Genomic DNA, 14,399 nt, shown 5'->3' on the forward strand with positions numbered 1-14,399 from the left:
TGAATCCGTAACACCTCGGCGTCCCCTGCGTCGCAACCGGTTTCGCTCGCCTACCGTGGATGGATCGGGGCAGCTTCTCACGGCGGTACGGAACCGGATACGACTGTGAACCCATCAGGCGGCGGGCATCTGGGCGATTGGCCCTGGCCTACGGGGACTTTCATGGAACGGCTGTGCGCCCGCAGCCGCCAGGACCTGCTCCAGCTCGGCGTGCAGACCTACTGCCCGCCGGGCACCGTGCTCATGCGCCAGGGCGAACCCGGCACCACGGTGTACCTGCTGCGCTCGCGGGATCGCACGCTGTCGGCGTGCGTGAAGATCACCGCGGCCGACGGCAAGCTCTTCGCCATCCGGGTCAGTGGTGACGTGATCGGCGAACTGGGTGCGCTGGTACCGGATTCGCCACGATCCAATACCGCGACGGTGTGCACCGCCACCATCGCGCACCGCATTCCGGGATCGGTGTTCATGGCGTTCCTGGAATCCCATCCGGACGGTTCGCTGGTGCTGTGCCGCTCGCTGGCGGACCGGCTGGCCTGGTCCGATCAGCGGCGCCTGGACTTCGGCGGCTGCCACGTGCAGATCCGGCTGGCCCGCCTGCTGGTCGAATTCGTCGAATCCTGCGGGCGGCGTGCGGAAGCGGGGTGGGAGATCACCGTGCGACTGTCCTACGAGGAGCTCGGCAATCTCGTCGGCGCGGGTGTGGACGCGGTGGGGCTGGCCATGCGCGAGATGCGGGAGGCCGACCTGGTGGGCCTGTACAACCGGCACGTCCACGTCCGGGACCTCGAAAAACTGCGTCGGTTCGCGGAATTGGATGAGTGATTTCCGAAATCCTGCTGAGGGACCTGATTTTTCAGGCGTTCGTACACCCGCACCGTGTCACCCTCGAGGAGTCTCCCCATCATGGATCTGGGGCAAAACCCTCGGGAGGTGTGACCGATGCCGGCACCCGAAATACCGTCCGGATGTACAGCGGTCGACGAGCTCTATCGCGCACTGACAATTGTCCACAGCTCGCTGGCGGCCGCGCTCATCGTCGCCGCCGTGACGGGGCGGTGGCCGGACCGGGACGAGCCGGCCATCGCGTTCGCGGTCAGAGTTCGGTAGTTCCCCGCGTCACTGCCGCAGGGCCGCAGCGAGATCCGCGTTGAGGGCCAGCGCCGGAAGGGAGGCGACGAGCATGTCGACCAGGGACTCCCGGGTGATGGGTTCCTCGCGGAGCCAGGTCAGGGTGGTTTCCTCGACGAAGGCGATCCAGCCGCGGACGGCCAGGCCCAGGCGTGGGCGGTCGGGGTCGTCGGCGGGGATGGGGGCCTCGGCGATGATGCGGTCCACCAGGGCCATGCGGGTGGCGTCGACCAGGGCGACCAGTTCGGGGCTGGCGCTGGCCGGGCCGCGGAGCAGGGCCAGGTAGGACGTGCGGTTCTCGGTGACGTAGTCGATGTAGCGCTCGACCGAGTCACGGAGCATGTCGAACAGCGCCAGCGTCGGGTCGGGCGAGGTGCGTTCCAGCAGTTCGGCATTGGCGTGCTGGATGATCGCCAGGTGGAAGTCCTGCTTGGTGGGGAAGTAGTGGAACAGCAGGCCGCGCGAGATGCCGGCCTGCTCGGCGATCTCGCCGATGGAGATGTCGTCCAGGGCACGCTCACCCAGCATGCGGGCGCCGAGTGTGATCAACTGCTCGCGACGTTCGGCGGGGCTCAGGCGCACGCGTTTGCCCCGGCTGTCCGGTCTGCTGCTCACGGCGCGCTCCTTGGTCATCGGTCCAACGTCAGGCCATCTTGTCATGTCCCAGGTCTTACTGAACGTGAGTCAATACTGTTGACTCCCGCTCAATAAGACCTTACGCTCGGATACATGAGTCGCAAGGTTACAGACAAAGCTGTCGGCAACCGGCCGGTCCGGCACTCCCGCGTGATCATCGTCGGCAGCGGGTTCTCGGGCCTGGGCCTGGCCATCCGGCTGAGCCAGCAGGGGCGCACCGATTACCTCGTGCTGGAGCGTGGCAGCGATGTCGGCGGCACCTGGCGCGACAACACCTACCCGGGCGCGGCCTGCGACGTGCCCTCCCAGCTGTACTCCTACTCGTTCGCGCTCAACCCGGAGTGGTCGCGCTCGTTCTCCAAGCAGCCCGAGATCCAGCGCTACATCCAGGGCGTCGCCGACAAGTACGGCGTGCGCGACCGGCACATCTTCGACTGCGAGATGACCGGCGCCCGGTGGAACGCCCAGGACGCCCGCTGGGAGCTCCAGACCAGCCAGGGCCCCTTCACCGCCGACATCCTGGTCTCCGCCGTGGGCGCGCTCTGCGAGCCCAACCTGCCGGATATCAAGGGCATCAACGACTTCCAGGGCGAGATCTTCCACTCCGCCCGCTGGAACCACGACTCCGATCTGACCGGCAAGCGCGTCGCCGTCATCGGCACGGGCGCCTCCGCCATCCAGATCGTCCCCAGCATCGCCGGCCAGGTCGCGCACCTGGACGTGTACCAGCGCACCGCGCCCTGGCTGCTGCCCCGGGTGGACCGCGAGTACCTGGCCCCGGAGAAGTTCGCGCTCAAGCGCATTCCCGCGCTGCGCAGCCTCTACCGCGCCGGGATCTACGCCGCCCGCGAGACCCAGGTGGTCGGGCTGGCCAAGTTCCCGCCCGCCATGCTCGGCCTCGAGGCCATCGCCCGCGCCAAGCTGTTCGCCGAGGTGCGCGATCCGGAACTGCGCCGCAAGGTCACCCCGAACTTCCGCATCGGCTGCAAGCGCATGCTGATCTCCAACGAGTACTACCCGGCGCTGAGCCGCGACAATGTCGACGTGGTGACCGACGGGATCAAGGAGATCCGTCCGGGCTCCATCGTCACCAAGGACGGCGCCGAGCGCGAGGTCGACGCCATCGTCGTGGCCACCGGCTTCCACGTCACCGACTCGCCGGTCTACGACACCGTCACCGGCCGCGACGGCCGCACGCTCTCCGAGGTCTTCGACGCCATCGGGCAACAGGGCTACAAGGGCTCGGCCATCAACAACTACCCCAACATGTTCTTCATGCTGGGCCCGAACGTGGGCCTGGGGCACACCTCGATGGTGTTCATGCTGGAGTCGCAGATCAACTACATCTCCGACGCCATCGCGCAGTTCGACAAGCTGGGCCTGCGTACCGTCGAGGTCCGCAAGGACGTGCAGGACGACTACAACGCCGGCCTGCAGCGCAAACTGGAAGGTGCGGTGTGGAGCACCGGCGGCTGCGCCTCCTGGTATCTCGACAAGCACGGCAACAACACCACACTGTGGCCGGATTTCACCTTCCGGTTCCGCACTCTGCTCGAGCACTTCGATGTCTCGGCGTACGACACGACCACCGAGCCTGTCACACAGGCCGACTAGTCACCCAACCCAGACAACCGAAGGCGGTAACCGTGAGCAATGACGCTTACTTCAAGGACAAGGTCTGCGTGATCACCGGTGCGGGTTCCGGCATCGGCCGCGCCCTGGCGGAGAACCTGGCCCGGCGCGGCGCGCACCTGGCGCTGTCCGACATCGACGCCGAGGGCCTCGCCGAAACCGTGCGACGCTGCGAGAAATATGGCGTCAAGGTCAAATCCGACCGGCTCAATGTGGCCGAGCGCGAGGCCGTGCTGCTCTACGCCGATGACGTGCAGAAGTACTTCGGCAAGGTCAACCAGATCTACAACAATGCCGGTATCGCCCACCACGGCGATGTGCTCGACACCGCCTTCAAGGACATCGAGCGCATCATGGACGTCGACTTCTGGGGCGTCGTCAACGGCACCAAGGCGTTCCTGCCGTACCTCATCGAATCCGGCGACGGCCACGTGGTGAACGTGTCCAGCCTCTTCGGCCTGATCGCGGTCCCCGGCCAGAGTGCCTACAACTCGGCCAAATTCGCGGTCCGCGGCTTCACCGAGGCGCTGCGCCAGGAAATGCTCATGAGCGGCACCCCGGTCAAGGTGACCTGCGTGCACCCCGGCGGCATCCAGACCGCCGTCGCCCGCAATGCCACCGTCTCCGAGGGCCTCAACCAGAAGAACCTGGCCGCCCTCTTCGACAGCAAGCTGGCCCTGCACACCCCGGAAATGGCCGCGCAGACCATTACCGAGGCCGTCCGCAAGGGGCACGGCCGGGTGCTCATCGGCTGGGAGGCCAAGGCCCTCGACCTGTTCGTGCGCACCACCGCTTCGTACTACCAGCGCATCTCCGCCGTGGTACAGAAGCGCTTCCTGCCGTAAGCCAGAGACGAATAGAGGACGCTCGGTCATGCCCGATGTGACACTGCCGTTGCCCATCGTCCGCGCCGCGTTGAATCCGCTCTTCCGGATCGTGCTCAACCACCGGCTGCCGTTCAGTGTCCAACGGGCGCTGATGGATTGGGGCTCGGTGGCGCAGCGCGCTCCGCGGGGCACCCACGTGGAGCACGTCGAACTCGGTGGCCGCCCGGCCGAACGCGTGACGGTCGGGCCGGTCTCGGACGACGCCACCGTGCTGTACCTGCACGGCGGCGGCTACACCGTCTGCTCGCCGGCCACGCACCGGTCGCTGGCCGCCTATCTGGCGCGGGAAACCGGTTGCGCCGTCCAGGTTCTGGACTACCGGTTGGCTCCCGAGCACCCGTTCCCGGCGGCGCTCGACGATGCCGAGGCGGCCTTCCTGGACCTCGTGGCCGCCGGCTACCGGCCGGAACGCATTGCGGTGGCCGGTGATTCGGCCGGCGGCGGGCTCTCGCTGGCACTGGCGCTGCGGCTGCGCGACCGGCACCGGCTGGTGCCGGCCGCACTCGGCCTGATCGCGCCCTGGGCCGACCCGAACGAGCTACCGATCCGGAACCGCGATCTGGTCATCAACAAGCCGTGGTCGCGGGCCTGTGCCGCCGCCTATCTGGGTGCGGGCGACCGCACCGACACCGGGTACGCGCCGCTGCTCGCCGACCTGTCCGGGCTGCCGCCCACCTATGTCCAGGCCGACGTGGACGAACTGCTGCACGCCCAGTGCACGCGGCTGGTCGCCCAGCTGCGGGCGGCCGGGGTGCCGGCCGAGTTCACCGAGACCCGCGGACTGTGGCACGTCGCCCAGTTGCAGGCGAGTCTGGTGGCCCCCGCCGCGACCGTGACCGCCGAGCTCGGACAGTTCCTCCGGCATGCCCTTCGACCAGCGCAGAGCCGGTCAATAGGATAGGGAAAAGACATAACGCGGGACCGTCCGACAACAGGTTCGGGCGGTCCGCCGGGAGTTACCCCTGAGCGTGGCGTAGATTACCCGCCAGTAAACCCACTGTGGAAGGGCAGCGATGCGAGAGTTCGAAGTCCCGGCTACCTACACCATTCCGGAGAACGCCAACATGTCGGACGGCGCGTTCCGGCATGCGGAGAAGACCCCCAACCTGGTCGTCTTCAACACCCCGGATGGCAAGGGCGGCTGGAACGACGTCACGGCGGCGACGTTCGCGAAGACCGTGACCGAGGTGGCCAAGGGCCTGGTGGCCTCCGGCGTCGAGCTCGGTGACCGCGTCGCCATCATGGCCCAGACCAGCTACGAGTGGGTCGTGCTCGACTTCGCCATCTGGGCGGCCGGCGGCTGCACCGTCGCCATCTACGACTCCTCCTCCGCCGAGCAGGCGCGCTGGATCCTCGAGGACTCGGCCACCAAGCTCACCGTCGTCCAGAACGACAAGCACCGCGCCACCATCGCGGAAATCGAAGGCGGACTGGGCAATCTGAAGGAAGTCCTGCAGATCGACAAGGGCGCCATCGCCGACCTCGTCGCCCGCGGCGCCGACCTCGACGACGCCGTCGTGCACGAGCGCCGCGCCCAGGTGAAGGCCGCCTCCCCGGCGACCCTCATCTACACCTCCGGCACCACCGGCCGGCCCAAGGGTGTCATGCTCTCGCACGCCAACCTGTACGCCGAGTCGGCCGCCGACCGCTCCGCCATGAGCGAGTTCCTGCTGCCGGGCCGCAAGTCGCTGCTGTTCCTGCCGCTGGCCCACGTCTTCGCCCGCGCGGTCGCGCTGGCCGCCTTCGACGCCGGTGTCACCGTGGCCCACACCGCCGACTGGTCCACCCTGGTCGAGCAGTTCGGGCAGTACAAGCCGAACTTCATTCTCTCGGTGCCGCGCGTCTTCGAGAAGGTGTTCAACGGCGCCAAGCAGAAGGCGCACGACGGCGGCAAGGGCAAGATCTTCGACTACGCCACCGAGATCGCCATCCAGTACAGCCAGTCGCTGGAGAACGGCGGCCCGAACATCGTGCTCAAGCTGCAGCACATGGTGTTGGACAAGCTGGTGTTCTCCAAGTTGCGCGAGGCCATGGGCGGTCAGTGCGAGTCCGCCGTCTCCGGCGGCGGACCGCTGGGCGCGCGCCTGGGCCATTACTTCCGCGGTGCCGGCGTCACCATCTATGAGGGCTACGGCCTCACCGAGTCCACCGCCGCCGTCAGCGTGAACACCCCCAAGTTCATCAAGGTCGGTTCGGTCGGCCGCCCGCTGCCCGGCCACGGCGCCAAAGTCGCCGAGGACGGCGAGCTGCTCATCCGCGGTCCGGTCGTGTTCGGCGGCTACTGGAACAACCCCGAGGCCAGCGCCGACGCCTTCGACGCCGACGGCTGGTTCAAGACCGGCGACCTCGGCGCCATCGACGAGCAGGGCTTCGTCGCGATCACCGGGCGCAAGAAGGAAATCCTGGTCACCGCCGGCGGCAAGAACGTCTCCCCGGCCATGCTCGAGGACTCACTGCGCCAGAACGCGCTGATCAGCCAGGTCATGGTGGTCGGCGACGGTCAGCCCTTCATCGGCGCGCTCGTCACCCTCGACCCGGAGGCCCTGCCGGCGTGGAAGGCGCGCAACGGGATTCCCGCCGACACCCCGATCGAGCACGTCATCGAGAACCCGGCCCTGGTCGGCGAGATCAATGACGCGGTCGCGGCCACCAACAAGCTGGTGTCGCACGCCGAGGCGATCAAGAAGGTCCGCATCCTGTCGGTCGACTGGACCCAGGAGGGCGGCGAGCTCACTCCCAAGCTCTCGCTCAAGCGTGCCGTCGTCATGAAGCAGTACGCGGCCGACGTGGACGCGATCTACAACTCCTGATCGGCTCCGGAGACATCCGGAAAGGCAAGGGGCCCGCGGACTTCCGCGGGCCCCTTCGCGTTCCCGGGTAATGGCCCCGGGTGCACCGATGAATAACGAATCCTCGTGATGTAGAAGCCCGGTGTTTACCGGAAGCATTGATGCCATGAGCGACAACGGGATAGGCCACACCGCCTCGTGATCCCGGCTCGCGGGTCCGGCGTCCTCCTGCCGGTCCCGGGCGCGCTTCGGTATATTCTCAAAACTAGTTGCTTAGAAACTAGTGTTGTGGATACTATTGCTCCATCGGAAGGAGCCCGCAATGTCCACCGCCACCGCCCTCACACCGCCCGTCGCGGCCGTATCCACACCAGTCGCCGCGCCCGCCCGCCGGTGGCTGGGGCTGTCCGCGATCATCGGCGCGACGCTGATGAACATGCTCGACACCAATGTCGTGAACGTCGCGCTGCCGATGATCCGGCGCGATCTGGGCGGCAGCTACGCCACGATGCAGTGGACCGCCGCGGCCTACACGCTGGTGCTGGCGGTCGGGCTGCTGACCGGTGGACGGCTCGGCGACCTGTTCGGGCGCCGGCGGATGTTCCTCGGCGGCACAGTCGGATTCGTGCTCGCCTCGGTGGCCTGCTCGCTGGCCGCGTCGCCGGAGGCGCTGATCGGTGGGCGGGTCGCGCAGGCCGCGGCGGCCGCGGTGATGGTGCCGCAGTGTCTGGGGATGATCCGGGATCTGTTCCCGGACACCGCGGATCAGCCCCGGGCGTGGGCGGCCTTCGGCGCCACCCTCGGCATCGCGAGCATTCTCGGGCCGATCGTCGCCGGGCTGCTCATCACGGTGGATCTGCTCGGCACCGGCTGGCGGTCGATCTTCTGGATCAATGTGCCGCTCGGGCTCTTCGCTCTGATCGGGGGTATCGCGGCGCTGCCCCGGCGCGGCGGGGACCGCACCGGTGGGCTCGATCTGCTCAGTGTCGTCCTGGCCGGTGCGGGTGTCGGGCTGCTGATCTATCCGCTCATGCAGGGGCGAGAGCACGGCTGGCCGGCCTGGAGCCTGATCATGCCGGTGATCGGTATCGCGGTGCTCGGGATCTTCGTTGCGCAGCAGCGGCTCCGGACCGCGGCCGGCCGGACCCCGCTGGTGCGGCTGGGCGTGTTCGGGCGCCGGTCCTACAGTGCCGGAGTGCTTTTCGAGACGGTGTTCTTCATCGGCATCATCGGCTTCTCGCTCGGCCTCGGTCTGATGCTGCAGCTCGGGTTCGGCTACAGCCCGATCGGCGCGAGCATCGCCATGGCGGCCTGGGCCCTCGGCTCCTTCTTTGGTTCCGCTCTCGGAGCGGAGGCACCGAAGCTGGGCCGCAAGGTGCTGCACCTGGGCGTCGGCATCATGACCGCCGGACTGTCCGGCCTCTACGCGGTGCTGCACCTGGCCGGCACCGGCCTGAACGCCTGGGAGCTGGCCGGTCCGCTGCTGGTCGTCGGATTCGGTATGGGCATGGTGTTCGTCCCGATGTTCAGCATCATCATCGGCGAGATCGAGGACGACGAGGTCGGCTCGGCCTCGGGCCTGCTGGAATCGGTACAGCAGCTGGCCGGCGCGCTCGGCGTCGCGGTGCTGGGCACCGTGTTCTTCAACCGTTTCACCCACCTCGGCGGCACCCTGCGCGGCAATGCTCTGATCGGCATGGAGCACGTCACGCTCGTCGGCATCGGGCTCGGCATCACGGCCTTCTGCCTGGCCTTCCTGCTCCCGCACGCGCCCCGCGAGGCCCACTGATCCACGCCGCCAACATCATTCGACAGGCCCCGCCCGCGCGGGGCCTGTCGTCGTGGCGGGGCGAGATTCCTCGCCTCACCGTGCCGGTGTGGGTAGGCGGTCGAGGAAATCGGCGATGAGCCCGGCGATTTCGGAGACATGGGTTTCCAGGGCGAAGTGCCCCGTATCGAACAGGTGGAGTTCGGCATCGGGGAGGTCGGCCAGGTAGGCGTGCGCGCCCGGGGCGGGGAAGAAGGGGTCGTTCGCGCCCCACGTGATGAGGGTGGGGGGCGTGTAGGTGCGGAGCCAGGACTGCCACTCGGGGTAGCGGGCCACGTTCGACTTGTAGTCGAAGGCCAGGGCCACCTGGGCTTCCTTGCGGCCGGGGAGATCGAGATAGTGCTGGTCCAGGGTCCAGGCATCGGGGTCGAGCAGGGCCGGGTCGGGGACGCCGGTTTCGTATTGGCCGCGGGTGCCCTCGAGGGTGAGCAGGCCACGGATGACCTCCTCGTCGCCCGCATGGTCGGGATGCAGGGCCACGAAACCCTGTGCGGCCTCGGACAAACCGGCTTCGTAGGCATTGCCGTTCTGGACGATGAGGCCGGTGATCCACTCCGGATGCCGGGTGGCCAGGCGCAGGCCGATGGGCGCCCCGAAGTCGAAGATGTACATGGCGAAGCTGGTCAGGCCCAGCCGCTGGACGAAACCCTCGGTGATGTCGGCCAGGTGGTCGAAGCTGTAGTCGAAATCCGCGGGGGCGATGGTGTTTCCGAAACCGGGATAGTCGGGAGCGATGAGGCGGTAGCGGTCGCCCAGGGCGTCGATGAGGCGGCGGAACTGGTGGGACGCGGTGGGAAAACCGTGCAGTAGCAACAGGACCGGGGCGTCCGCGCGGGCGGGCGCCGATTCCCGGTAGAAGACCTCGACGCCATCGACCTCGAGGCGGCCGTGCCGGACGGTGGAGAGCGGGTGCAGGACCTGGGTGGGTGCGTTCACGGCTTCACATGCTTTCTGTCGGCGATGTTGCATTAGTTCTACGCCGATTCCGGCTAATGTGTCAACGGCTCGAGGTAGCATTAGCGACGTGGCTGATCTCGAACCGTTGATCGGTGAACCCCTCGCACTGGACCTGGTGAACACCCGGCCCACCGGTGCCGACCTGCTGGAAACCCCCGAGCAGCTGGCGGATTGGCTGCGCCTGGAGGCCGATCGCCTACCCGAGCCGCCGCCGCAGCGCCTCACCGGGGCCGACCTGGCCGCCGTCCACGCGGTGCGCGACCACACCGCCGCAGCGCTGGACGCGATGCTGCACGGCCGCCGCCCGCCGTCCGCCGCACTGCGCGGCCTCGCCGAGGCGCAATCGGCCGCGCCCGCCATTCGCCGCCTGGACTGGAACGGCGATGCCGTCACCGAAACCGTCGCGCGCCTAGGCGATCCGGGCGCCCGGCTGGCCGCGCACCTGGCCGATGCCGCCGCGACCCTGCTCACCGATCCGGCCATCGATCGGCTGCGGCAGTGCGGTGCGGAGGACTGCGTCATGCTCTTCCTGCCCGCGCATCCGCGCCGCCAGTGGTGCTCGCCCGAGCGGTGCGGCAACCGCGTCCGGGTCGCCCGCTACTACCAGCGCCACCGGGCCACCGACTGATCCACCGAATTCCTCGCCGGTTCACCCGAATTTCCCGGGCGAGGGCCGATGATTTCCGCGTGGCCCCCGAGTCCTACCTTCCGGGTGCCGCCGCACCTGCCCGAAAACCATCGAGGAGGAACCCATGCCCGCGCTGAACCCGTACCTGCTCTTCAATGGCAATGCCGAAGAGGCAATCACCTTTTACCAGTCCGTCTTCGGCGGCGAGGCGACCATCGTCCGTTTCCGCGACATGGGTGAGACCCCGCCGGAGATGCCCGAGGACGTGCTGAACCGGGTCGCCAATGCCCAGCTGCCGCTGAGCGAGACCAATATCCTCATGGTCTCCGACTGCCCGCCCGGCAGCGAGATCGACAACTCCAAGCCGGGTTTCACCGTGCAGGTCGAGGTCGAGTCGGCCGCCGAGGCCGAGCGGCTGTTCAACGAGCTCGCGCCGGGCGGATCCGTGTCCATGCCGCTGGGCCAGGTGGAGTGGGCCGAGGCGTTCGCCATGGTCACCGACAAGTTCTCGGTGCCGTGGATGATCAACTACACCGGCAGCGCGCAGATGTGATTCACCCCGGCCCGCCGGGCCGGCACTCAGCGTGACCGGCCCGCACCACGCCGTCGCGGTGGCGGGTGGCAGTCTGCTGGTCATGGCCGTGATCGCCGCCGTGGCGCTGCGGACCACGGGCGTCACGCTTCCGTAATCCTTCGAGCCGTTCCACGAGCCGACCCGCGCAGTAGGGTCGGTTTCGTGGCGGATCGCGGATTACGGACGGCCGGCGGAATTGTTGCCGGCGGCGTCACCCTGGGTGTGGCGGAGCTGGTGTCCGTGCTGGTCAGCCCCGACAGCACGCCCCTGCAGGCGGTCGGAGCGTGGATCGTCGACCACACACCGGACGGGTTCCGGGAGTGGATCATCGGCCTGGTCGGCACCAATGACAAAGTGCTGCTGTTCGTGTGCATGGGTGTGGTCGCGGTGGTGCTGGCCGCGGTCGCCGGGATCGTGGAGCGGGAGCGGCGGCCGCTCGGATCGATCCTGTTCGCGATCTTCGGGCTGCTGTCCACCATCGCCGCGCTCGGTCGCCCCAATGCGACCTGGACCTGGGCCTTCCCTTCGATTCTCGGCATGGTCGCCGGAATCCTGGTGCTGCGCAGCCTGATCGGCCGGATCACCCGGTTCGGCGAATTCGCCGCGACCGCCGCGGACGCGGAAACGGCCGAGCCGCAGCGCCTTTCGCCCGCCGAGCTGGCGGTGGAGCGGCGGCTGGTGGTGCGCGGGATCGTGATCGCGGGCGCGGCCGCGGCGGTCGGCGGAATCGCGGGACGGATCATCGGGCTGCGGTCGCGGGATGTGTCGGCCGAGCGCGCGGACGTGCAGCTGCCGACGCCCACCGGCGCGGAGCCGTCGATCGAGCCCGGCGCGGATCTGCGGATTCCGGGCCTGACGCCGTATCTCACCTCGAACGCCGACTTCTATCGCATCGACACCGCACTCACTGTGCCGCAGGTCAGCAAGGACGACTGGTCACTGCGCATCCACGGCATGGTCGATCGCGAGATCCGTTTGAGCTACGCCGATCTCGCCGCAAAGACCCCCATCGAACGGCTGGTCACGCTGGCCTGCGTGTCCAATCCGGTCGGCGGCGATCTGATCGGCAATGCCCGCTGGCTCGGCTATCGGCTCGACGAGCTGATCACCGCTGCCGGACCGCACCCCGACGCCGACATGGTGCTGTCGCACAGCATCGACGGCTTCACCGCGGGCAGCCCGCTCGCCGTGCTGATGGACGGTCGCGACGCCATGCTGGCCGTCGGCATGAACGGCGAACCGCTGCCCACCGCGCACGGCTATCCCGCGCGGCTGGTGGTGCCCGGGCTGTACGGCTACGTGTCGGCCACCAAATGGGTGACCGAGCTGGAGATCACCAGATTCGATCGCGCCGAGGCGTTCTGGACCAAGCGCGGCTGGTCGGCCAAGGGCCCGATCAAGACCGAATGCCGTATCGACACCCCCCGCGGCCGCGGCACCATCGCCCCGGGCAAGGTCACCATCGCGGGTGTGGCATGGGCGCAGCATCGCGGCATTCGCGGCGTGGAAGTCCGCATCGATCAAGGGGATTGGCGGCCCGCCCGGCTGGCGGTGGCGCCGTCCATCGACACCTGGGTGCAGTGGGCCTACGACTGGGACGCCACCGGCAGCACCGGCGTGCACACGGTCTGGGCGCGAGCGACCGACGGCACCGGGGAGACCCAGACCGACCGGGAACAGGACGTCGTGCCCGACGGCGCGACCGGATATCCCTCGCTCACCGTGCGAATCGGCTGAGGGCACAGCGGACTCCAGCGAGCCTGCCGCTCCGACCGCACGGACAGCGCTGCCCGCCGGGAAAGCCCCGGCGGGCAGCGCTTTTCGAATATCAGCGGATCAGTGCACCCCGATATCGGCCTTCGCCATATCGTCGCGCTGATCGCCCTCCGCCTTGCCGTGCCCGATGAACAGCGCCGAGGCGGCGACGCCGATCAACAGGATCAGGGCGGGCAGGTAGATGGACTGGCTCAGCGCGGTGCTGAGCTTCTCCAGGATGGGACCTCGGACCTCGGCCGGCAGGCTGCTCAGGCTCTTGCCGCCGCCGCCCTCGCCGATCGGGCCGCTGGGCAGGCCCTGCGCCGAGATGCGAGCCGAGAGCAGTGCGCTGATCGTGGCCGAACCGAGTACCGAACCGATCTGACGGGTGGTGTTGTAGACGCCCGCGCCCGCACCGGCCTGCTGCACCGGCAGGTTGTGGGTGGCGGTGGTGGCCAGCGGCGCCCAGATGCAGGCATTGGCGATACCGGAGATGCCGCCGACGATCATGAACAGCGGGATCGAGCCGTCCGGCTTCATCAGGACGCCGAACCCGAACAGGGTCGCCGCGAAGAGCGCGAAACCGATGGTCGGAATGACGCGCGGCGCGACCTTGTCCGAGATCTTGCCGATGATCGGCGCGAACACACCGGTCAGAATCGCCATGGGCGCGAACACCAGTGCCGAGCGCGTCGGCGTCATGTCGTGTACCTGCTGTAGATAGAAGTAGGCGGGCACGAATACGCTGGTCACCGCCGCGCCCATGGCCGCGATGGCCAGGTTGGACAGCGCGAAGTTGCGATCCTTGAACAGGCTCAGCGGCACCAGCGGCTCACCGGTGTTGCGAGCCTGGTTGACGATGAACAGCGCCAGCACCGCCACGCCGGCGATGATCATGGCCCAGATCCAGGCGTCCCAGTGGTGGCTGTTGCCCTCCTGGATGCCGAACACCAGCAGGAACATGCCGACGCCCGAGAGCACCACGCCGACCAGGTCGAACTTGTGCTCGTTGGTGGGCAGCGACGGCACCAGCCAGACGGCCAGGGCGAAGGCGATGATGCCGATCGGCACGTTCACGTAGAAGATCCACTGCCAGCCCTGCCAGTCCACCAGCACGCCGCCCAGGATCGGGCCGACCAGGGTGGCCAGACCGGCCACGCCGCCCCACAGGCCCATGGCCGCGCCGCGCTTGTCCGGCGGGAAGGTGCGGGTGATGACCGCCATGGTCTGCGGCGTCATGAGCGCCGCGCCCAGGCCCTGCACGGCGCGGGCCGCGATCAGCATGTTGATGCTCGTCGACTCGGCACACCACAGCGAGGCCAGGGTGAACACGGCCAGGCCGCCGAGATAGATGTTCTTGGGGCCGAAGCGATCTCCGAGCCGGCCGGTGACCAGCAGCGGCACCGCGTAGGCCAGCAGGTAGGCGGAGGTGACCCAGATGACCTGGGAGACATCGGCCTGCAGGTCCTTCATGATCGCCGGATTGGCCACCGCGACGATGGTCATGTCCAACAGGATCATGAAGAACCCGACGACCAGCGCGTACAGCGCCAGCCACGGATTGCGTTGAGTGGACATGGAA

Annotated in this window: 13 protein-coding genes; 10 read left to right on the top strand and 3 right to left on the bottom strand. The window is 68.2% G+C overall.

The window, feature by feature from the left end:
* Nucleotides 1-162: 162 nt before the first annotated feature.
* Entirely contained in the window at nucleotides 163-825 is a 663-nt protein-coding gene (locus ABZV44_RS09415; protein WP_354833765.1) for a Crp/Fnr family transcriptional regulator, read from the top strand.
* 117 nt (nucleotides 826-942) lie between these two features.
* Nucleotides 943-1,110 carry a hypothetical protein gene (locus ABZV44_RS09420; protein WP_354833767.1) on the top strand — a complete coding sequence of 56 codons (168 nt, stop codon included), beginning with the start codon at nucleotides 943-945 and terminating at the stop codon, nucleotides 1,108-1,110.
* A 9-nt stretch (nucleotides 1,111-1,119) separates the two neighbouring features.
* Here ABZV44_RS09420 and ABZV44_RS09425 read toward each other — a convergent pair whose 3' ends face one another.
* Nucleotides 1,120-1,746 (bottom strand): TetR/AcrR family transcriptional regulator, encoded by a 627-nt coding sequence (locus ABZV44_RS09425; protein WP_354833769.1) that lies wholly within the window; start codon nucleotides 1,744-1,746, stop codon nucleotides 1,120-1,122.
* 114 nt (nucleotides 1,747-1,860) lie between these two features.
* Between ABZV44_RS09425 and ABZV44_RS09430 the strand changes: the two genes are divergently transcribed.
* The 5 genes from ABZV44_RS09430 (at nucleotide 1,861) to ABZV44_RS09450 (ending at nucleotide 8,864) form a co-directional block, all read left to right on the top strand.
* Nucleotides 1,861-3,381, top strand: coding sequence for an NAD(P)/FAD-dependent oxidoreductase (locus ABZV44_RS09430; protein WP_354833771.1), 1,521 nt, complete (start codon nucleotides 1,861-1,863; stop codon nucleotides 3,379-3,381).
* Between the two features lie 32 nt (nucleotides 3,382-3,413).
* Entirely contained in the window at nucleotides 3,414-4,244 is an 831-nt protein-coding gene (locus ABZV44_RS09435) for an SDR family NAD(P)-dependent oxidoreductase (RefSeq protein ID WP_354833773.1), read from the top strand.
* A gap of 28 nt (nucleotides 4,245-4,272) precedes the next feature.
* Entirely contained in the window at nucleotides 4,273-5,187 is a 915-nt protein-coding gene (locus ABZV44_RS09440) for an alpha/beta hydrolase (RefSeq protein ID WP_354833775.1), read from the top strand.
* Between the two features lie 112 nt (nucleotides 5,188-5,299).
* Nucleotides 5,300-7,096: a long-chain fatty acid--CoA ligase gene (locus tag ABZV44_RS09445; RefSeq protein WP_354833777.1), complete on the top strand. Its 1,797-nt coding sequence runs from the start codon at nucleotides 5,300-5,302 to the stop codon at nucleotides 7,094-7,096.
* A gap of 301 nt (nucleotides 7,097-7,397) precedes the next feature.
* Nucleotides 7,398-8,864 carry an MFS transporter gene (locus tag ABZV44_RS09450; protein WP_354833779.1) on the top strand — a complete coding sequence of 489 codons (1,467 nt, stop codon included), beginning with the start codon at nucleotides 7,398-7,400 and terminating at the stop codon, nucleotides 8,862-8,864.
* A gap of 75 nt (nucleotides 8,865-8,939) precedes the next feature.
* On the opposite strand, the gene ABZV44_RS09455 is transcribed toward ABZV44_RS09450, so the two are convergent.
* Nucleotides 8,940-9,839, bottom strand: a complete 900-nt coding sequence (locus tag ABZV44_RS09455) for an alpha/beta hydrolase (RefSeq protein WP_354833781.1) — start codon at nucleotides 9,837-9,839, stop codon at nucleotides 8,940-8,942.
* Between the two features lie 88 nt (nucleotides 9,840-9,927).
* Between ABZV44_RS09455 and ABZV44_RS09460 the strand changes: the two genes are divergently transcribed.
* The 3 genes from ABZV44_RS09460 (at nucleotide 9,928) to ABZV44_RS09470 (ending at nucleotide 12,799) form a co-directional block, all read left to right on the top strand.
* Nucleotides 9,928-10,488: a CGNR zinc finger domain-containing protein gene (locus ABZV44_RS09460; protein ID WP_354833783.1), complete on the top strand. Its 561-nt coding sequence runs from the start codon at nucleotides 9,928-9,930 to the stop codon at nucleotides 10,486-10,488.
* Between the two features lie 124 nt (nucleotides 10,489-10,612).
* Nucleotides 10,613-11,041 (top strand): VOC family protein, encoded by a 429-nt coding sequence (locus ABZV44_RS09465; RefSeq protein WP_354833785.1) that lies wholly within the window; start codon nucleotides 10,613-10,615, stop codon nucleotides 11,039-11,041.
* A gap of 183 nt (nucleotides 11,042-11,224) precedes the next feature.
* A complete protein-coding gene (locus tag ABZV44_RS09470) occupies nucleotides 11,225-12,799 on the top strand; it encodes a molybdopterin-dependent oxidoreductase (RefSeq protein ID WP_354833787.1) in 1,575 nt (524 codons plus the stop codon).
* 99 nt (nucleotides 12,800-12,898) lie between these two features.
* On the opposite strand, the gene ABZV44_RS09475 is transcribed toward ABZV44_RS09470, so the two are convergent.
* Nucleotides 12,899-14,395, bottom strand: a complete 1,497-nt coding sequence (locus ABZV44_RS09475) for a DHA2 family efflux MFS transporter permease subunit (protein ID WP_354833789.1) — start codon at nucleotides 14,393-14,395, stop codon at nucleotides 12,899-12,901.
* Between the last annotated feature and the right edge of the window lie 4 nt (nucleotides 14,396-14,399).

The organism is Nocardia sp. NPDC004860 (assembly GCF_040609015.1).
GTDB lineage: Bacteria > Actinomycetota > Actinomycetes > Mycobacteriales > Mycobacteriaceae > Nocardia.